The organism is Anoxybacillus gonensis (assembly GCF_001187595.1).
GTDB classification, from domain to species: domain Bacteria; phylum Bacillota; class Bacilli; order Bacillales; family Anoxybacillaceae; genus Anoxybacillus; species Anoxybacillus gonensis.
The window spans coordinates 124,370-142,500 of record NZ_CP012152.1 but is presented as its reverse complement, the minus strand read 5'-3'; the positions used below and the strand labels follow the sequence as shown (position 1 = coordinate 142,500).

Below are 18,131 nucleotides of genomic sequence, written 5' to 3'. Positions count from 1 at the left end.
CAAATTATCATATGGATGAAAAAAGAAGGATATAAGAGCGTACCAATATCCGATCTTGTCAACAATGCTCATATGAAAAGTAAAGAAATAAAATGAGGCGGCAAGCCTCATTTTATTTCCGTAACAGTCTATGCAACATAAGTAATTGGTACGCGTTGCAAATTAGTAACGGGAACAACATTAAATATAACCAATTTTCTTCGTTAATTCTCAATACCGGAAACCATTCGATTACCGTCACAACAACCATAAAAAACAGGGCAGGAATAAACGCCTCTTTGTTTGTTTCACGCATTTTTACGTATGCAACAATAAGTCCAAACAGAAAAATAAATAAAGCAACAAGCACGTAACTAACGATGGATTCTCCTTCTTTGGCAAACAGCTGATAACGAAAATAAACGAGATCAAATAACACAAAAGCAATGAGAACGATTTGTACTGCATTCCATAAACTGACGGAACGAAAAACCCCGAGACCAAAACGATGAATCGTTAAATACGCAAAAAAACCCATTTGACTAATGACGCTAAAAATGAAGCCCACTCCAATCAGCCAAACGAGAACAGATAAAATTTCTTTTATCTCAAACGATGTAAAAAGATGTGCGTATTCATTCCACTTTACAGCAAATCCAACAATCCCTGTACTTATTCCACCGACAAACAATGTTGAAAAAAACAATTGAACCCACTTTCGACTATTCACTAATGTACCCTCCACTTCTCAATATCCCTTTCAAAATTCTATCAACGAAATAAGAAAAATGCTAGCGAATATTTTTGCAAAGAATATTGAATATTAACAGTAAGGAAACTTGTTGAAAGGGGCCCTTAATGATGAATCGAACATTTTTGCTCCTCGCATTTAGTTGTGTATTAGCGCTAGCAGGGTGCGCTCAACAAGAAAAAACTCCTGCACAACCTGATTACGATCAAACGAAAAAAATGGTCGTTGATATTTTAAAAACGGATGAAGGGAAAAAAGCGATTCAAGAAGTGATGAGCGATGAAAAAGTAAAACAGCAGCTCGTCATGGATCAAGAAGTTGTAAAAAAAACGATTGAGGAAACGTTAACTTCAGACAAAGGAAAAGCGTTTTGGAAAAAAGCGTTCGAAGACCCAAAGTTCGCTCAAAATTTTGCGAAAAGCATGAAAGAAGAACATGAAAAATTATTGAAAGCGCTAATGAAAGACCCTGAATATCAAGCAATGATTGTAGACATTATGCAAAACCCAGAAATGAAAAAATTAATACAAACAGAGATGAAAAATAAAGATTTCCGCGCCCATTTGCAAAAAGTCATTACAGAAACATTTAGCAGCCCGCTATTTAAAGCAAAAATTGAAGATATTCTCATCAAAGCAGCAGAAGAAATGCAAGGCGGTAAGAAAAAATCCGATCAAGAGGGATCAAGCGAGGATCAAACAGCATAAGGGTGTCCTTACATTCTCGGGACACCCTTTGTAAATATATATCAATCCTCATCAAAGAAAAATGTAACGTCATCGTAACTTTGCAATAATTTTTTTAGCAATATCCATATACACTTTTCCAATTGGATGATCTTCACCATATACAGAAGGGGCAAAATCATCATCGTTCCAGTCAGGTTGTCCGAGCGGTAACTGACCAAGTAAGTCCGTCTGTAATTCTTCAGCTAATTTTTGACCACCGCCTTTTCCAAAAATATATTCTCTTTCACCTGTTGTTTTGCTTTCAAAATATGACATATTTTCAATAACACCGACAACTTCATGATTCGTCCGAACAGCCATCGCCCCCGCTCTTGCGGCAACAAAAGCAGCCGTTGGATGAGGCGTCGTCACAATAATTTCTTTCGATGTCGGAAGCATCGTATGCACATCTAACGCTACATCCCCTGTGCCTGGTGGTAAATCTAATAGTAAATAATCCAATTCTCCCCATTCCACTTCATCAAAAAAGTTTTTTAACATTTTGCCGAGCATCGGTCCGCGCCAAATCACTGGTGAATTATCTTCTACAAAAAACCCCATAGAAATTACTTTCACACCAAACCGCTCAACCGGAATAATTTTTTCTCCACGGACGATTGGTCGTTCTGTAATCCCCATCATATCCGGCACACTGAATCCGTAAATATCCGCATCGATTAATCCAACTTTTTTCCCAAGACGTGCAAGCGAAACAGCTAAATTAACGGATACGGTCGATTTCCCTACTCCACCTTTCCCGCTTGCAATCGCTAAATAAATCGGTTCATTCGTTAATCTTTCCTCTTCTAACGGCAATTGAGCAAAACGAAGCCCAACAGATGATGCTCCTGCATCTTTTAAACGTTGTACAACCGTCTGTTGCACTTGAAGTTGTTCCGCCGTCCCTGTTTTAGCTAAAGCAATTTTTACGCTTACTAGCCCTTTTTCTTCATTTATTTTGACTTCTTGAATCGCTCCTGTTTCTTTAAACGTTTTTTTCAAAAAAGGGTCGTAAATCGTTTCAAGCAGCTCCACAACTTGTTTTTCTGTCAACATCGCGCCTCACCAATCCTTATGTATTCGGTTTCACACTTTCAATATAACATAATTTTCTGCATAAAAAAATGAATCCTTCTCACTCAGAAGGATCACGTTCGTTTGATACGTAACGTAAAATGCCTTTGTAAATCGAAGCGGCAAGCTGTTCCTGATACGTTGAGGATGCTAGTAATTTTCGCTCTTCTTCATTTGACAAAAAGCCGATTTCAACTAAAGCTCCTGGTTTTTTAGCCATTTTTAATAAATATACCGTTTGAATGGGCTTCGCCAATCGATGTGTATTTTCCAAATTGACGCGTAGCTCTTGTTGAATAAACTTCGCTAACCTTGCATTTTCCTCTAATGAAGGATAGTAAAAAACTTGTGCGCCTCTCCATTTCGGCGAAGGGATGGCATTTAAATGAATGCTAATAAAAAAATCTGCCTCTGACTCATTCACAAACTGGACTCGACGTTGTAAATCTTCTATTTTTCTTCGGCTATATCCCCTTGTTTGTTCGCTTGCTAAATCATGGTCTCCTTCTCTCGTCATTTGAACGAGTGCACCTTGTTGTTGTAAATAATCGCGTAATTTTAACGCCACATCTAGCGCGACTTCCTTCTCCAAAACATCTCCTCCGACCGCTCCCCCATCAGGTCCTCCATGCCCCGGATCAAGAACAATAATTTTTCCTGATAACGGTAAGCTCCATGCTTTCCAAGAGCGATCATGAAGGACATAAAACTGTAAAAAAAGGACAAAAACAATGAAAAAAATAATAATACGTATTTTCATCCCTTCTCCTCCCCACTATTTATGTTATATGGGACAAGAGGAGAATTTAGAACGGTTACTTCAAACGAAGACGGAGACGACGCAGCCCTTTTTCGATTCCTTCTTTCCACCATCCATCGATGTAACGAGCGCATGCATCGTACATGTCCTCTCCGTATTCTTTCATATGCTCATACAATTCATAAATGAGTTGCATATATTCATCGATACAACGTCTTCTCACCGTTTCCATTGACTCACCATAATGTATAAAGCGGCTATAATGCGCTCCGATCAAATATGCTTCAATCGCTACATCGATGCATATCGTTTCGATACATTCAGAAACAATGATGTATCGTTGCCAATACGTGCGCATACGTTGCCATAGTTCACGATAAGAAAGATCACGTAATGCATTTCGTTCATCAGTTAGCTGCTTTTCTAACTTTTTTGCCGTAAACGATGTAAGGATTCCCAATTTTTTATCCCTCCTCATACATATTGTTCGCATGAAAAAGGGAGACATACAAAAAAATCTCGGCAAATAATTGCCGAGATTTGTTGACATTAACGTTTTGAGAATTGCGGTGCACGACGAGCGCCTTTAAGACCGTATTTCTTACGCTCTTTCACACGAGAATCGCGCGTTAATAAGCCTGCACGTTTTAATGTTTGACGGTATTCAGGGTCAACTTGTAACAATGCACGAGCGATACCGTGACGGATCGCACCTGCTTGACCTGTAAATCCACCACCGCTTACGTTTACTAATACATCGTAGCTACCGAACGTTTCTGTTAAAACAAGTGGCTGTTTTACAACTTCCACTAACGATTCATATGGAACGTAGTCACGAATGTCACGACCATTTACGATAATGCGTCCTTCACCTGGAACGAGACGCACGCGCGCAACTGAACTTTTGCGACGGCCTGTGCCGTAGTATTGTACCTGTGCCAAAATAATGCCCTCCTTTAATCAATTATCCGCGAAGTTCATAAACTTCTGGTTTTTGTGCTTGATGTGGATGTTCACTTCCACGATAGACATGTAATTTTTTGAACATTTGACGACCAAGGCTACCTTTTGGAAGCATGCCGCGAATTGCTCTTTCAAGCATTTGCTCTGGGTAATTTGTGCGCATTTCAAGAGCTGTTCTTACTTTTAATCCACCTGGATGTAAGCTATGACGATAGTATAATTTGTTTGTTAATTTTTTACCTGTTAATTCAATTTTCTCTGCGTTGATAATGATCACATGATCACCTGTATCAACATGCGGTGTGTAAGTTGGTTTATGTTTACCGCGCAAAATTGCAGCAACTTCGCTAGCAAGACGTCCTAACGTTTTGCCTTCTGCATCAACAACGTACCATTTACGTTCTACTTCATTTGGCTTCGCCATATACGTACGCATTTGTTTTCCCTCCTAAAATAAAAAATAAACAAGCGATATTTATTTCAACACGATTAATTTCCGGGGCTAATCGTGGGTTTAAAATACATACCATATGATATAATATCTCTTTCATTACCCAATGTCAAGAAAATGTTACACCTGGATTAGTTGTCATAAGAAACGTGCCATAAATATAGACCGTGTCCTGGGGCTGTCTTCCCCGCAGCGCTTCGATTTTTTTGTTGCAAAATCGTTTTCATCTCTTCAGCACGTCGTTCCCCGCGTCCAACTTCTAGCACTGTTCCAACGATAATGCGAACCATATTGTACAAAAAACCGTTGCCGACAAGACGGAAAATTAACTCTTCTCCTTCTTGAATCACTTCCGCTTCATAAATGGTACGAACTTTATCGTCAATTTCCGTTTTTGCCGAACAAAAACTTGTGAAATCATGTGTCCCGATCACATAACGGAGCGCTTCGTTCATCGCCGTGACATGAAGTTTATACGGGTAGTGATATACATAATGGCGTAAAAATACGTTTTTCTCTCCCATCCAGACGCGGTAGCGATATTCTTTCTTTTTTACGCTAAATCGGGCATGAAAAGAAGGAGATACTTCACTTGCTTCTTTGACAATGACATCATCTGGGAGAAGAGCATTTAACGCCTTTGGCCATCTTTCATCTGGAATCGCAAGCGGCGTATCAAAGTGAATCACTTGTCCATATGCATGAACTGTGGCATCCGTTCGTCCTGACGCATATACGCGAACAAATTGCCCTTTATGAATGATTGAAAGTGCACGCTCTAGTTCTCCCTGCACTGTTCGTTTTTGTTGTTGAATTTGATACCCTGCAAAATGCGTACCATCATATGCAATGGTACATTTTATTCTTCTCATGATTTTCGCTCCTTCTCATGAACGAAGTAACCATAACACAATAGCCAATAAGCCGATGAAAATCATAAAAACCGTATCTATTCGTCCCCATGTCAACTCGCGCCATTTTGTTCGATTTTGACCACCACGATATCCGCGTACTTCCATCGCGACAGCTAGCTCTTCTGCTCTTTTAAATGCGCTAATAAATAGCGGAACGAGCAACGCCGTCATCGCTTTCATTCTCTCTTGTAATGGACCGCTTGAAAAATCGACACCACGAGCCGTCTGAGCTTTCATAATTTTTTCGGTTTCTTCCATTAACGTTGGAATAAAACGAAGAGAAATCGACATCATGAGCGCTAGTTCATGAACAGGTACATTCCATTTTTTTAACGGCGCAAGTAACGATTCCATACCATCTGTCACTTCAATCGGCGTTGTTGTTAACGTTAATAGCGTCGTGACGACAATAAGGAGCAAAAAGCGTAAAGAAATAAACGCCCCTTGTTGAATCGCTTTATCGTACACTTCCATACCAAGCCATTGAAAAACGATATTTCCTTCTTTTGTTAATAGCACATGGAGAAAAAAAGTAAATACAATGACCCACAAAACAGGTTTTAACCCTCTAATCATAAATGAAAAAGGAATGCGTGATAAAAACAACAAAAGGCATGTAAACAAAGTCAATATTCCATACGTCCATCCGTTGTTCGCAAGAAATACGATGAACACGTAAATAAACATAAGCAGCAGTTTTGTACGTGGATCGAGCCGATGAATAAAAGAGTGTCCAGGAACATATTTTCCGATAATCATACCGTTCATCATATACGCTTCACCCTAGTAAATAACGTTTGTAAAGATCGGACGACGTCTTCCATCGTCAAACAAGGTTTTGGAAATTGTATCCCGAATTTTTGCTCGATGGCCCGCTGAAACAAAACGGGTTCAGGGACATCTAACCCAAGATGTATTAAATCATCGACGTTACGGAAAATTTGTTCTGGTGTCCCTCTTCGAACGATCGTTCCTTGATGCATAATAATAATATCATCCGCGTAACGTGCTGCCTCTTCCATGCTGTGTGTGACGAGTACAATTGTCATCTTTTTTTGCCGATGAAGCTTTGCAAACATGTCCATCATTTCTTTTCGTCCACGAGGGTCTAATCCTGCCGTAGGCTCATCTAACACGAGCACTTCCGGCTCCATAGCTAACACACCTGCGATCGCTACACGGCGCATTTGTCCACCGCTTAAAGCAAACGGAGATTTATGTCGCACTTCTTCCGGCAATCCAACAAGCGCTAACCACTCGCCAACACGAGCTTTTGATTCTTGTTCTGACATGCCGAAATTCATCGGTCCAAAGCAAATATCTTTTTCTACTGTTTCTTCAAACAACTGATGTTCAGGGAATTGAAAAACGATCCCTACTTTTTTCCGTAAAGGCTTTAAATGTTTTTCTTTTTTTCCTGCTATCATTGTATAATCGCCAAGATGGACCGTCCCTTTTGTCGGTTGGAGTAAACCGTTGAAATGCTGTAAAAGGGTAGACTTGCCCGAACCTGTATGACCGATTACCGCTACATATGAGCCGCTGCGAATATCAACATGAATATCGTACAACGCTCGCCTCTCGAAAGGGGTATTTATTTGGTAACGATGTTCGACATCGCGGAATACAATGTCCATAATTCACTCACCAACCCCTCCATTGTTAAATGATCAGCCGTCATTGGAATACCATTGTTCTTCAATCGTTGACTTAGTTGTAGCGAGAATGGTAAGTCTAACCCCATCTCTTCTAATTTCGCCCCGTATGCAAAAATATGTGCAGGCGTTCCTTCGAGCACAATTTTTCCTTTATTCATCACAATAACCCGATCTGCTTTTGCGACTTCATTTAAATCATGGGTAATCGAAATAACCGTCATATCGTGTTCACGACGGAGCGACTGCATCACATGAAGAACTTCTTTTTTCCCGCTCGGGTCAAGCATAGATGTCGCTTCATCTAAAATAATGATATTCGGCTGAAGAGCAATGGCACTTGCAATAGCGACACGTTGTTTTTGTCCACCTGACAAACGATGCGGCTCGTGATGAATGAAATCTTCCATTTTTACTTTTTTTAACGCTTCGTTTATGCGTTTTTTCATTTCCTCTTTTTGTATCCCTCTATTTTCAAGACCGAAAGCGACGTCATCTTGAACAGTTGTTCCGACAAACTGGTTGTCTGGATTTTGAAATACAATACCTAATCGCTCACGTACGTCCCATACTGTTTCTTCATTCAATGGGATTCCACATACATGAATCGTTCCGCTTGTCGGTGGCAATAAACCAATTAACAACTTCGCTAATGTTGATTTGCCTGACCCATTATGTCCGACAATTGTTACCCATTCACCTTTATACACTTGAAACGATACGTTTTGTAAAGCATTCGTTTGTTCATTTGCGTATTGAAAACTTACATCTTCCACACGTACTGAAACTTCCACGTTTCTCTCCTCATCTCTTCTGAATGTTCTTACTCTCTACTCTACTACAAAAAAGAAAACAAAAAAAGGGCATAGATCCAGTTCAAAAACTGTCTCGCCCTTATAAAAACGTATTAAACTAGTTCAATAATTACCATTGGCGCACCGTCACCGCGGCGTGGTCCAAGTTTCATAATGCGTGTGTAGCCACCTTGACGGTCTTGGTAACGAGGTGCGATGTCGCTAAACAATTTTTGAATCGCATCTTGACCTGTTTCTGTGTTTGCTACTTCTTTACGAACGAATGCCGCAGCTTGACGACGTGCATGCAAATCGCCACGTTTTCCTAATGTAATCATTTTTTCTACAACAGAACGCAATTCTTTTGCACGAGCTTCTGTTGTTTCAATTCGCTCATTAATGATTAAGTCTGTCACTAAATCACGAAGCAACGCCTTACGTTGAGAGCTTGTGCGTCCTAATTTTCTGTAAGACATGTGATGTCCCTCCTTTATTTCACTTTTAACATGAAAATGCCTAGTTAACCGAACGCTTAACTAGTCATCTTTACGTAAGCTTAATCCTAGCTCTTCTAACTTCGCTTTTACTTCTTCAAGCGACTTGCGGCCTAAGTTGCGCACTTTCATCATATCTTCTTCCGTTTTTTGCGCAAGTTCTTGCACTGTATTAATGCCAGCACGCTTTAAGCAGTTGTACGAACGAACAGAAAGATCAAGCTCTTCAATTGTCATCTCGAGCACTTTTTCTTTTTGATCTTCTTCTTTTTCGATCATGATTTCAGCGTGTTGCGCCTCATCTGTTAAATTCACAAAAATGTTTAAGTGCTCTGTTAAAATTTTTGCCCCTAGTGAGATTGCTTCTTTCGGGCCGATGCTACCATCTGTCCACACGTCGATCGTTAATTTGTCGTAGTTTGTCATTTGACCGACGCGCGTATTTTCGACTTGGTATGATACGCGCGATACCGGCGTATAAATGGAATCGATCGGGATAACACCTATCGGTTGATCCTCGCGCTTATTAGCATCAGCTGGCGTATACCCACGTCCGCGTTTTGCTGTCATTCTCATCCGTAAACGACCGTCTTTTGCTAATGTCGCAATATGAAGGTCTGGGTTGAGAATTTCTACATCGCTATCGTGAGTAATATCAGCAGCTGTAACGACTCCTTCACCCTGTACATCAATCTCAAGCGTCTTTTCTTCGTCCGAATAAATTTTTAGCGCTAGCTTTTTAATGTTTAAAATGATCGTTGTTACATCTTCCACGACGCCATCAATTGTTGAAAACTCGTGCAATACACCATCTATTTGAACAGATGTTACAGCGGCACCAGGGAGTGAGGATAACAGGATACGACGTAAGGAGTTACCCAAAGTTGTACCATATCCACGCTCAAGTGGTTCAACGACGAATTTGCCATATTTGGCATCCTCGCTGATTTCAACCGTTTCGATTTTCGGCTTTTCGATTTCCAGCATTCCTTTAACCCTCCTTCAAAACGTCGAAACCCCGATTAAACCGATGACAGCTCAATCGAAATTCCCCCATGAATAAGTTCCCGAATGTGCACAACAACTGTTTTTCATTTCCCTGTAAGAATGACTATATCCCATTATTGACACATACGCAAATTCTATACAGAGAAATTAAACACGACGACGTTTTGGCGGACGGCATCCGTTATGTGGAACCGGTGTAACATCTTTAATTGCTGTAATTTCTAATCCAGCCGCTTGAAGTGCACGAATCGCTGCTTCACGACCAGCACCCGGACCTTTTACGTTTACTTCAACAGTTTTCATGCCATGCTCCATTGATGCTTTTGCAGCAGCTTCTGCAGCCATTTGTGCAGCAAACGGAGTAGATTTACGAGAACCTTTGAAACCTAACGCACCTGCACTTGACCAAGAAATTGCATTTCCATGAACGTCTGTAATTGTGACGATTGTGTTGTTAAATGTCGAACGGATATGAGCGATACCAGATTCAATATTCTTTTTTACACGACGTTTACGCGTATTCGTTTTACGTGCCATTCGTTCATGAACCTCCTTTACTTAATTATTTTTTCTTATTCGCTACTGTACGACGTGGACCTTTACGTGTACGAGCATTGTTTTTCGTATTTTGGCCACGAACTGGCAATCCGCGACGATGACGAAGACCACGGTAGCAACCGATCTCCATTAAACGTTTAATATTTAAAGATACTTCACGACGAAGATCTCCTTCTACTTTTAAGCGATCTACGATTTCACGAATTTTACCTAATTCTTCTTCTGTTAAGTCGCGAACGCGAGTGTCTTCAGATACGCCAGCTTCTGCTAAGATTTTTTGTGCAGTTGCTTTACCGATTCCGTAAATGTATGTTAATGAAATGACTACACGTTTGTCACGAGGAATATCTACACCTGCAATACGTGCCATAATTTGTACACCTCCTCAAGTTTTATCCTTGTTTTTGCTTATGCTTTGGATTTTCACAAATAACCATAACTTTTCCGCGTCTGCGAATGACTTTGCATTTTTCGCAAATCGGTTTTACAGATGGTCTAACCTTCATGTGAACTTACCTCCTTGTTCGTGCGGAGTGTTATTTATATCGATACGTAATTCTTCCACGTGTTAAATCGTAAGGTGACAATTCAACTGTCACTTTATCACCTGGTAAAATGCGAATAAAATGCATGCGAATTTTACCTGAAACGTGAGCTAAAACGGTATGACCGTTTTCAAGTTCCACTCGGAACATCGCATTTGGCAACGTTTCAACGACTGTACCTTCCACTTCAATTACATCGTCTTTCGCCATTGAACGGCTCTCCCTTCTTTTTTGAAATGAGTAACATGTTCAACTAACACGACCAGTTTAAAGCTTACGATGCGCATCCGCAAAGAAGGTTAAAGCGTTCAAAGTGTTGTTAAAATTTCATATCCCGTCTCAGTAATAGCGATCGTATGCTCAAAATGAGCACATAGTTTGCCATCTACTGTGACGACCGTCCAATTATCTTCTAACGTGCGAACATAACGGGTTCCTGCATTCACCATCGGTTCAATGCATAGAACCATGCCTGGCTTTAACCGCGGCCCTTTATTTGGCGGACCGTAATGAGGGATTTGCGGATCTTCATGTAAGTCTTGACCAATTCCATGCCCAACATACTCACGCACAACGGAAAAGTTATGCGCCTCAACGTACGTTTGAATCGCATGAGAAATGTTCGTTAACCGTGCGCCAGGTTTGGCTTCTTCCAATCCGCGATACAATGACTGTTCTGTCACTTCTAACAGCTTTTTCGCCTCTTCGGAAATGGCTCCGACTGGATATGTCCAAGCCGAGTCGCCATGATATCCGTTATATTTTGCGCCAATATCGATGCTAATAATATCTCCTTCGCGAAGCACACGGTCTCCCGGAATGCCGTGAACGAGCTCTTCGTTTACTGATGTGCAAATGCTCCCACGGAATCCATTATATCCTTTAAACGAAGGAATTGCATCATGTTTACGAATGAACGTTTCCGCAATATGATCGAGCTCTCTTGTTGTTATGCCTGGCTCGATATATTTTTGTAGTTCTTGATGAGTTAAGGCAACAATTCGGCCAGCTTCACGCATAATTTCAATTTCTCGTGGGGTTTTGCAAATGATCATTATTGTAAGCCCCCAAGTAATTCACAAATGTCAGCAAACACTTGATCAATATGTTGTTGTCCATTAATATTGCGCAAATACCCTTTCGCTGCATAAAAATCAAGCAACGGTTGCGCTTGCTTCATATTGACTTCAAGGCGATTTGCCACTGTCGCTTCGTTATCATCTGCACGTTGATACAACTCGCCACCGCATTTGTCGCAAACGCCTGCTTTTGCTGGTGGATTGAACACGAGATGATACGTTGCGCCACACTCTTTACAAATGCGTCTACCTGTTAAACGTTCCATTAAAATGTTTTTATCTACTTCAATGTTAATAACATAGTCAATGGAACGATTTAATTGTTGAAGAAGCGTCTCCAACGCTTCAGCTTGAGCGACTGTTCGCGGAAATCCATCAAGCAAAAATCCGTTTTGGCAATCGTCTTTGCTTAATCTTTCACGAACAATGCCGATTGTCACTTCATCTGGAACAAGATCGCCGCGATCCATATATGATTTCGCCTGTAAACCGAGCTCTGTTCCTTCTTTCATCGCTGCTCGAAACATATCCCCAGTAGAAATATGAGGAATTTTGTATTTCTCAACAATTTTCTCTGCCTGCGTCCCTTTTCCAGCGCCCGGCAGTCCCATTAATACTAAATTCATCAATTTCTCCCCCTCAGCTCTATATGAGGTAGAGGGAATAAAATTCCCAACACCTCTTTTTATTTAATAAAGCCTTTATAATGGCGCTTCACTAATTGGCTTTCTAGCTGCTTCATCGTCTCTAGCGCAACACCGACGACGATCAGCAAGCTCGTTCCTCCAATTTGAGCAGAAGGCGGTAGTTTAGCGAACTCGATAAAGAAGACAGGAAGAACAGCGATTGCTGCTAAAAATAGAGCTCCGACGAAAGTTAATCGATATAAAACGCGTGTAATGAATTCTTGCGTGTTCTTTCCTGGACGAATGCCTGGAATGTAACCACCTTGCTTTTTCAAATTGTCCGCCATTTGTTCTGGATTGACTTGAACAAACGCATAAAAATACGTAAAGGCAACAATTAAAGCGACGTATATGATCATACCAACTGGTTGCGTGTAGTCAAAAACTTTCTTAATCCACAATGTTACATCATTCGAGCCGAAAAACGATGCAATCGTCGGTGGAGTAATAATAAACGACACCGCAAAAATAACCGGAATGACACCTGCCGGATTCACTTTTAACGGAATGTGTGTCGAATGACCACCTACTGGACTACGTCCTTCTAATCGCTTTGCATACTGAATCGGGATTTTGCGAAACGCTTGTTGCATATAAATAACGCCAACAATCACCGCAACAACAGCTAAAGCGACTAACAATACTGTAACGATGCGTAAAAACAGCTGATCGCCAGCATTTTCAAACTGTTGGACGTAAATTTGATTGAGCGTTGTTGGGATGCCTGATACAATTCCTGCGAAAATCAATACAGAAATACCGTTCCCAACACCTTTAGCTGTAATTTGCTCACCGAGCCACATTAAAAAAGATGTCCCTGCTGTTAAAACGAGCGCAATAAGCAAATATGTCGGAATGCCTGGATTTTTAATAAGTACGCCACCAGACATATTATGGAAACCATACGACATAGCGAACGCCTGGATAAATCCAAGCACAACCGTAAAGTAGCGAGTAAACTGAGCGAGTTTACGGCGGCCCACTTCTCCTTGTTTCGACCATTCCGTAAATTTAGGAACAACATCCATCTGCAATAATTGTACGATGATGGATGCCGTAATGTATGGCATGACGCCCATTGCAAAAATAGAAAAGTTTTTTAAGGCGCCGCCACCAAACGTGTTCAACACCCCAAAAGCGTTGAACTGATCTTGCATTTTTAACACATCTGCATTTACGCCCGGCACGGGAATAAACGTACCGATGCGAAATACAATGAGCATAAGAAGGGTGAACATAATTTTTCTTCTTATATCACCCACGCGCATAAAATTGGAGATTGTTCGAAACATTAAATCACCTCAGTTGTACCGCCAGCAGCTTCGATCGCTTCTTTTGCAGAAGCAGAGAATTTATGAGCTTTCACTGTTAATTTTTTCGTAAGCTCACCGTCACCAAGAACTTTGATGCCTGCTTTTAATTTGCTTACTACGCCTGTTTCAAGCAATAATTCTGGTGTTACTTCCGTACCGTCTTCAAAGCGATTTAACACTTCAAGGTTAACGATCGCATATTCTTTACGATGAATGTTTGTAAAGCCGCGTTTTGGTAAACGACGGAATAAAGGTGTTTGACCACCTTCAAAGCCGATGCGTACACCGCCGCCAGAGCGAGCGTTTTGCCCTTTATGTCCTCTACCAGAAGTTTTTCCGTTACCAGAGCCGATACCACGACCAACACGGTTGCGTTCTTTACGGGAACCCGGTGCTGGTTGTAATTCATGTAGCTTCATGCCTAGGCACCTCCTTATTCTTCTAATTCTTTTACTGTTACAAGGTGAGAAACTTTATTAATCATTCCACGAATGGCTGGATTGTCGTTATGAACAACTGTTTGATGCAATTTTCGTAAACCTAATGTTTTAACCGTCACGCGTTGGTCTTGCGGACGACCGATTACGCTGCGAGTGAGGGTAATTGCTAATTTTTTCGCCATCATTTTTCCCTCCCTTATCCTAACAGTTCCTCAACTGTTTTACCGCGCAATTTCGCTACCTCTTCGGCACGTTTCAATTGCTTCAAACCGTCGATTGTTGCGCGCACCATGTTAATTGGTGTGTTGGAACCGATTGACTTCGATAAAATATCGCTAATACCTGCTAACTCTAATACCGCACGTGCAGGACCACCAGCGATAACTCCTGTACCTTCAGTTGCTGGTTTTAAGATGATTTCACCTGCACCGAAATGTCCGATCACTTCGTGTGGAATTGTTGTACCAACGATCGGTACAGTAATTAAATTTTTCTTCGCGTCTTCAATTGCTTTGCGAATTGCATCTGGAACTTCTTGAGCTTTTCCAGTTCCGAAGCCGACATGACCGTTTTTGTCACCAACAACGACTAACGCAGCGAAACGGAAACGACGTCCACCTTTTACTACTTTAGCTACGCGGTTAACGGCAACAACGCGTTCTTCTAGTTCAAGTTTATTTGGATCAATGCGACGCATCTCTGTCCCTCCTTCTTAATTAGAATTGTAATCCAGCTTCACGAGCAGCGTCTGCAAGTGCTTTAACACGTCCATGATATAAATATCCGCCACGGTCAAATACAACCGATGTAATGCCTTTTTCAAGTGCACGTTTAGCAATTAATTCGCCCACTTTTTGAGCTGCTTCAACATTGCCTGTTGATTCTAAGTCGAATTCTTTATCTAAAGTTGACGCGCTAACAAGCGTCACTGCTTTCATATCGTCGATAATTTGCGCGTAAATGTGTTTGTTTGAACGGAACACATTTAAGCGTGGACGTTCCGCAGTTCCTACTACTTTACGACGAACACGAGCGTGTCTTTTTTTGCGAACTGCATTTTTATCAAGCTTAGTGATCATTCGTGTCACTCCTTTCATTTACCTAAGCAGCATTATTTCTTACCTGTTTTACCTTCTTTACGACGTACAACTTCGCCTTCGTAACGAATACCTTTTCCTTTGTAAGGTTCTGGTGAACGAACGGCACGAATGTTTGCTGCTAATTCACCAACACGTTGTTTGTCCGCACCTTTAACGATAATTTTTGTTTGTGAAGGAACTTCGATTTCAAGTCCTTCTTCAGGCTCGATCTCAACAGGGTGAGAGTATCCAACGCTCAATACAAGCTTTTTGCCTTGTTTTGTTGCACGGTAACCGACACCGACAAGCTCAAGTGCACGCTCATAGCCTTTTGAAACACCTTCAACCATGTTTGCAAGCAAGCTGCGAGTCGTTCCGTGAAGCGCACGATGATGTTTCTCATCGCTTGGACGCTCAACTGTTAAAACATTACCTTCTACTTTAATGACCATATCTGGATGGAACGTACGAGTAAGTTCACCTTTCGGACCTTTTACAGTAACTGTGTTACCGTCTAATGTAACTGTAACACCCGCTGGAATTTCCAATGGTTTTTTACCAACACGTGACATGTACTACACCTCCATTCGTTGCAAAATAATTACCAAATGTATGCTAACACTTCGCCGCCAGTACGTTTTTGACGTGCTTCTTTGTCAGTTAAAATACCTTGAGATGTTGAAAGAATTGCGATTCCTAAACCGTTCAATACGCGTGGTACTTCGTCAGCTTTTGCATATACGCGCAAACCAGGTTTGCTAATACGTTTAAGGCCTGTAATTACGCGCTCATTATTCGGACCGTACTTTAAGAAAATACGAAGAATACCTTGTTTGTTATCTTCAATGTACTCGACATCACGAATGAAACCTTCACGCTTTAAAATTTCAGCGATTTCCTTTTTAATTTTTGAAGCAGGAACTTCAAGTTTCTCGTGACGCACCATGTTCGCATTACGAATGCGAGTAAGCATATCTGCAATTGGATCTGTCATCACCATTATGTTTTACCTCCTTCCCAACTCATGGGTTTATTACCAGCTTGCTTTTTTCACACCAGGAATTTGACCTTTATACGCTAATTCACGGAAACAAATACGGCAAAGTTTAAATTTGCGATATACAGAGTGTGGACGTCCACAACGTTCACAACGAGTGTACGCTTGCACTTTAAACTTTGGTGTGCGTTTTTGTTTCGCGATCATTGATTTTTTAGCCACGTTTTCGCCTCCCTCTTTTTACGAATGGGAATGATTATTTTTGGAATGGCATACCGAGCAATGCAAGTAATTCACGAGCTTCCTCGTCTGTTTTCGCAGTTGTAACGATCACGATATCCATACCGCGAACTTTGTTTACTTTATCGTAATCAATTTCAGGGAAAATTAATTGTTCTTTTACACCTAATGTGTAGTTTCCGCGTCCGTCGAATGATTTTTTAGAAACACCACGGAAGTCGCGAACACGCGGTAAAGAAACGGAAACGAGTTTATCAAAGAACTCGTACATACGCTCACCGCGAAGCGTTACTTTCGCACCGATTGGCATTCCTTCACGAAGGCGGAAGCCAGCGATTGATTTTTTCGCACGTGTAACAACTGGTTTTTGACCAGAAATTAACGCGAGTTCTTCCACTGCGTTATCTAACGCTTTTGCGTTTTGTACCGCATCACCAACACCCATGTTGATGACGATTTTTTCGATTTTCGGAACTTGCATCACAGATTTATAGTTAAACTTGCTCATCAGAGCAGGAACAACTTCTTTCAAATACTTTTCTTTAAGGCGGTTCATTTGAGTACCTCCCTTCCTCAGTCACTTCATTATTTGTCTAAAATTTCACCAGAACGTTTCGCATAGCGAACTTTTTTACCGTCAACTACTTTGTATCCAACACGAGTTGGTAATCCTGTTTTTGGATCAAGAGGCATTACGTTTGATACGTGGATTGGCGCCTCTTGGCTGATGATGCCGCCTTGTGGATTTGCTTGAGAAGGTTTTACGTGTTTTTTCACGATGTTTACACCTTCAACAAGCACTCGGTTTTTCTTTGGAAACGCAGCAAGAATAACGCCTTGTTTTCCTTTATCTTTACCAGAGATCACTTGTACTTTATCACCTTTTTTTACATGCATCTGAATCGCACCTCCTTAAAAGGCTTTTCCTTTTCATTAAATCACTTCTGGAGCTAAAGAAACGATTTTCATAAAGTCTTTTTCACGTAATTCGCGAGCAACTGGTCCGAAAATACGTGTACCACGTGGGCTCTTGTCATCACGAATGATTACGCAAGCATTTTCATCAAAACGGATGTAAGAACCGTCTGTACGGCGCACGCCACGTTTTGTACGAACGACAACCGCTTTAACAACTTGACCTTTTTTAACAACGCCACCTGGTGTTGCATCTTTAACTGTCGCCACAACGATGTCGCCAACGTTCGCATAACGACGACCAGAACCACCTAGCACTTTAATGACAAGCACTTCACGTGCACCAGAGTTATCAGCAACTTTCATACGAGTTTCTTGTTGAATCATTGACGAAACCTCCTTTCGGATTTGTATCCATCATCCCGAACAATATTAATTAAACGATTACAGCTTTTTCAACTACTTCAACAAGACGGAAACGTTTTGTCGCAGAAAGAGGACGTGTTTCCATAATTTTTACGATGTCGCCCACTTTTGCTACGTTGTTTTCGTCATGTGCTTTATATTTTTTCGAATACTTTACGCGCTTGCCGTAAAGAGGATGCTTTTTATAAGTTTCTACAAGAACCGTAATTGTTTTATCCATTTTATCGGAAACAACACGGCCGACGAGAACTTTACGATTGTTGCGTTCACTCATTGTGCGAA

32 protein-coding genes (1 of these 32 cut by a window edge) are annotated in these 18,131 nt (G+C 41.1%); 2 read left to right on the top strand and 30 right to left on the bottom strand.

Features of this window, described 5'->3' with window-relative positions:
• A protein-coding gene (gene pdaB, locus AFK25_RS00805; protein ID WP_035066562.1) for a polysaccharide deacetylase family sporulation protein PdaB crosses the window boundary here: on the top strand, positions 1-96 show its 3' end. Its footprint begins 666 nt before the window's first position; only the last 96 of its 762 coding nucleotides appear in the window; its start codon lies off the left edge, out of view; its stop codon occupies positions 94-96.
• 16 nt (positions 97-112) lie between these two features.
• On the opposite strand, the gene AFK25_RS00800 is transcribed toward pdaB, so the two are convergent.
• Positions 113-709, bottom strand: coding sequence for a KinB-signaling pathway activation protein (locus AFK25_RS00800; RefSeq protein WP_009361511.1), 597 nt, complete (start codon positions 707-709; stop codon positions 113-115).
• Positions 710-837: 128 nt separating this feature from the next.
• On the opposite strand from AFK25_RS00800, the gene gerD reads away from it, so the two are divergent.
• Positions 838-1,437: a spore germination lipoprotein GerD gene (gene gerD, locus AFK25_RS00795; protein ID WP_009361510.1), complete on the top strand. Its 600-nt coding sequence runs from the start codon at positions 838-840 to the stop codon at positions 1,435-1,437.
• Between the two features lie 69 nt (positions 1,438-1,506).
• Here the strand turns inward: gerD and AFK25_RS00790 are convergent, their stop codons facing one another.
• The 29 genes from AFK25_RS00790 to rpsQ all read right to left on the bottom strand — a co-directional run bounded on the left by AFK25_RS00790 (position 1,507) and on the right by rpsQ (position 18,123).
• Positions 1,507-2,514, bottom strand: a complete 1,008-nt coding sequence (locus AFK25_RS00790; protein WP_035066564.1) for an Mrp/NBP35 family ATP-binding protein — start codon at positions 2,512-2,514, stop codon at positions 1,507-1,509.
• A 79-nt stretch (positions 2,515-2,593) separates the two neighbouring features.
• Complete coding sequence (gene cwlD / locus AFK25_RS00785) at positions 2,594-3,292, bottom strand: N-acetylmuramoyl-L-alanine amidase CwlD (RefSeq protein ID WP_009361508.1); 699 nt, start codon at positions 3,290-3,292, stop codon at positions 2,594-2,596.
• A 55-nt stretch (positions 3,293-3,347) separates the two neighbouring features.
• Positions 3,348-3,752, bottom strand: coding sequence for a DUF2521 family protein (locus AFK25_RS00780; RefSeq protein WP_009361507.1), 405 nt, complete (start codon positions 3,750-3,752; stop codon positions 3,348-3,350).
• A gap of 89 nt (positions 3,753-3,841) precedes the next feature.
• Positions 3,842-4,234 (bottom strand): 30S ribosomal protein S9, encoded by a 393-nt coding sequence (rpsI, locus tag AFK25_RS00775; protein WP_003397701.1) that lies wholly within the window; start codon positions 4,232-4,234, stop codon positions 3,842-3,844.
• Between the two features lie 22 nt (positions 4,235-4,256).
• A complete protein-coding gene (gene rplM, locus AFK25_RS00770) occupies positions 4,257-4,691 on the bottom strand; it encodes a 50S ribosomal protein L13 (protein WP_009361506.1) in 435 nt (144 codons plus the stop codon).
• A 146-nt stretch (positions 4,692-4,837) separates the two neighbouring features.
• Positions 4,838-5,578: a tRNA pseudouridine(38-40) synthase TruA gene (truA, locus tag AFK25_RS00765; protein ID WP_035066566.1), complete on the bottom strand. Its 741-nt coding sequence runs from the start codon at positions 5,576-5,578 to the stop codon at positions 4,838-4,840.
• 15 nt (positions 5,579-5,593) lie between these two features.
• Positions 5,594-6,391 (bottom strand): energy-coupling factor transporter transmembrane component T family protein, encoded by a 798-nt coding sequence (locus AFK25_RS00760; RefSeq protein WP_035066567.1) that lies wholly within the window; start codon positions 6,389-6,391, stop codon positions 5,594-5,596.
• Positions 6,388-7,257 carry an energy-coupling factor ABC transporter ATP-binding protein gene (locus tag AFK25_RS00755; protein ID WP_035066569.1) on the bottom strand — a complete coding sequence of 290 codons (870 nt, stop codon included), beginning with the start codon at positions 7,255-7,257 and terminating at the stop codon, positions 6,388-6,390. The genes AFK25_RS00760 and AFK25_RS00755 overlap by 4 nt, the downstream gene beginning before the upstream one ends.
• Positions 7,215-8,069: an energy-coupling factor ABC transporter ATP-binding protein gene (locus tag AFK25_RS00750; protein ID WP_035066570.1), complete on the bottom strand. Its 855-nt coding sequence runs from the start codon at positions 8,067-8,069 to the stop codon at positions 7,215-7,217. The genes AFK25_RS00755 and AFK25_RS00750 overlap by 43 nt, the downstream gene beginning before the upstream one ends.
• 113 nt (positions 8,070-8,182) lie before the next feature.
• A complete protein-coding gene (gene rplQ, locus AFK25_RS00745; RefSeq protein ID WP_003397694.1) occupies positions 8,183-8,545 on the bottom strand; it encodes a 50S ribosomal protein L17 in 363 nt (120 codons plus the stop codon).
• Positions 8,546-8,605: 60 nt separating this feature from the next.
• Positions 8,606-9,550 (bottom strand): DNA-directed RNA polymerase subunit alpha, encoded by a 945-nt coding sequence (locus AFK25_RS00740; RefSeq protein WP_004888705.1) that lies wholly within the window; start codon positions 9,548-9,550, stop codon positions 8,606-8,608.
• Positions 9,551-9,718: 168 nt separating this feature from the next.
• Complete coding sequence (gene rpsK, locus AFK25_RS00735) at positions 9,719-10,108, bottom strand: 30S ribosomal protein S11 (protein WP_003397692.1); 390 nt, start codon at positions 10,106-10,108, stop codon at positions 9,719-9,721.
• A 25-nt stretch (positions 10,109-10,133) separates the two neighbouring features.
• Positions 10,134-10,499, bottom strand: a complete 366-nt coding sequence (gene rpsM, locus AFK25_RS00730; protein ID WP_003397691.1) for a 30S ribosomal protein S13 — start codon at positions 10,497-10,499, stop codon at positions 10,134-10,136.
• 22 nt (positions 10,500-10,521) lie between these two features.
• Positions 10,522-10,635: a 50S ribosomal protein L36 gene (rpmJ, locus tag AFK25_RS00725; protein WP_000868344.1), complete on the bottom strand. Its 114-nt coding sequence runs from the start codon at positions 10,633-10,635 to the stop codon at positions 10,522-10,524.
• A 30-nt stretch (positions 10,636-10,665) separates the two neighbouring features.
• Positions 10,666-10,884: a translation initiation factor IF-1 gene (gene infA, locus AFK25_RS00720; protein ID WP_003247618.1), complete on the bottom strand. Its 219-nt coding sequence runs from the start codon at positions 10,882-10,884 to the stop codon at positions 10,666-10,668.
• Between the two features lie 98 nt (positions 10,885-10,982).
• A complete protein-coding gene (map, locus tag AFK25_RS00715) occupies positions 10,983-11,729 on the bottom strand; it encodes a type I methionyl aminopeptidase (RefSeq protein ID WP_009361501.1) in 747 nt (248 codons plus the stop codon).
• The gene (locus tag AFK25_RS00710) at positions 11,729-12,379 is read right to left on the bottom strand and encodes an adenylate kinase (protein ID WP_009361500.1); all 651 of its coding nucleotides are present in this window, start codon (positions 12,377-12,379) and stop codon (positions 11,729-11,731) included. Before AFK25_RS00710 ends, map begins: the two co-directional genes overlap by 1 nt.
• Before the next feature lie 59 nt (positions 12,380-12,438).
• The gene (gene secY / locus AFK25_RS00705; RefSeq protein ID WP_009361499.1) at positions 12,439-13,731 is read right to left on the bottom strand and encodes a preprotein translocase subunit SecY; all 1,293 of its coding nucleotides are present in this window, start codon (positions 13,729-13,731) and stop codon (positions 12,439-12,441) included.
• Positions 13,731-14,171: a 50S ribosomal protein L15 gene (gene rplO / locus AFK25_RS00700; RefSeq protein WP_009361498.1), complete on the bottom strand. Its 441-nt coding sequence runs from the start codon at positions 14,169-14,171 to the stop codon at positions 13,731-13,733. Before rplO ends, secY begins: the two co-directional genes overlap by 1 nt.
• A 14-nt stretch (positions 14,172-14,185) precedes the next feature.
• A complete protein-coding gene (gene rpmD / locus AFK25_RS00695) occupies positions 14,186-14,374 on the bottom strand; it encodes a 50S ribosomal protein L30 (RefSeq protein WP_003397685.1) in 189 nt (62 codons plus the stop codon).
• Positions 14,375-14,388: 14 nt separating this feature from the next.
• Positions 14,389-14,889, bottom strand: a complete 501-nt coding sequence (rpsE, locus tag AFK25_RS00690; protein ID WP_009361497.1) for a 30S ribosomal protein S5 — start codon at positions 14,887-14,889, stop codon at positions 14,389-14,391.
• A gap of 19 nt (positions 14,890-14,908) precedes the next feature.
• Complete coding sequence (rplR, locus tag AFK25_RS00685; protein ID WP_009361496.1) at positions 14,909-15,271, bottom strand: 50S ribosomal protein L18; 363 nt, start codon at positions 15,269-15,271, stop codon at positions 14,909-14,911.
• Positions 15,272-15,303: 32 nt separating this feature from the next.
• Positions 15,304-15,843 carry a 50S ribosomal protein L6 gene (rplF, locus tag AFK25_RS00680; protein ID WP_009361495.1) on the bottom strand — a complete coding sequence of 180 codons (540 nt, stop codon included), beginning with the start codon at positions 15,841-15,843 and terminating at the stop codon, positions 15,304-15,306.
• 29 nt (positions 15,844-15,872) lie between these two features.
• Positions 15,873-16,271, bottom strand: a complete 399-nt coding sequence (gene rpsH, locus AFK25_RS00675) for a 30S ribosomal protein S8 (RefSeq protein WP_009361494.1) — start codon at positions 16,269-16,271, stop codon at positions 15,873-15,875.
• 33 nt (positions 16,272-16,304) lie between these two features.
• Positions 16,305-16,490, bottom strand: coding sequence for a 30S ribosomal protein S14 (gene rpsN / locus AFK25_RS00670; protein WP_003397678.1), 186 nt, complete (start codon positions 16,488-16,490; stop codon positions 16,305-16,307).
• Positions 16,491-16,524: 34 nt separating this feature from the next.
• A complete protein-coding gene (gene rplE, locus AFK25_RS00665) occupies positions 16,525-17,064 on the bottom strand; it encodes a 50S ribosomal protein L5 (RefSeq protein WP_003397677.1) in 540 nt (179 codons plus the stop codon).
• A 29-nt stretch (positions 17,065-17,093) separates the two neighbouring features.
• Complete coding sequence (gene rplX, locus AFK25_RS00660; RefSeq protein WP_003397676.1) at positions 17,094-17,405, bottom strand: 50S ribosomal protein L24; 312 nt, start codon at positions 17,403-17,405, stop codon at positions 17,094-17,096.
• 36 nt (positions 17,406-17,441) lie between these two features.
• The gene (gene rplN, locus AFK25_RS00655) at positions 17,442-17,810 is read right to left on the bottom strand and encodes a 50S ribosomal protein L14 (protein ID WP_003397675.1); all 369 of its coding nucleotides are present in this window, start codon (positions 17,808-17,810) and stop codon (positions 17,442-17,444) included.
• A 49-nt stretch (positions 17,811-17,859) separates the two neighbouring features.
• Entirely contained in the window at positions 17,860-18,123 is a 264-nt protein-coding gene (gene rpsQ, locus AFK25_RS00650; protein ID WP_003397674.1) for a 30S ribosomal protein S17, read from the bottom strand.
• Positions 18,124-18,131: the final 8 nt, after the last annotated feature.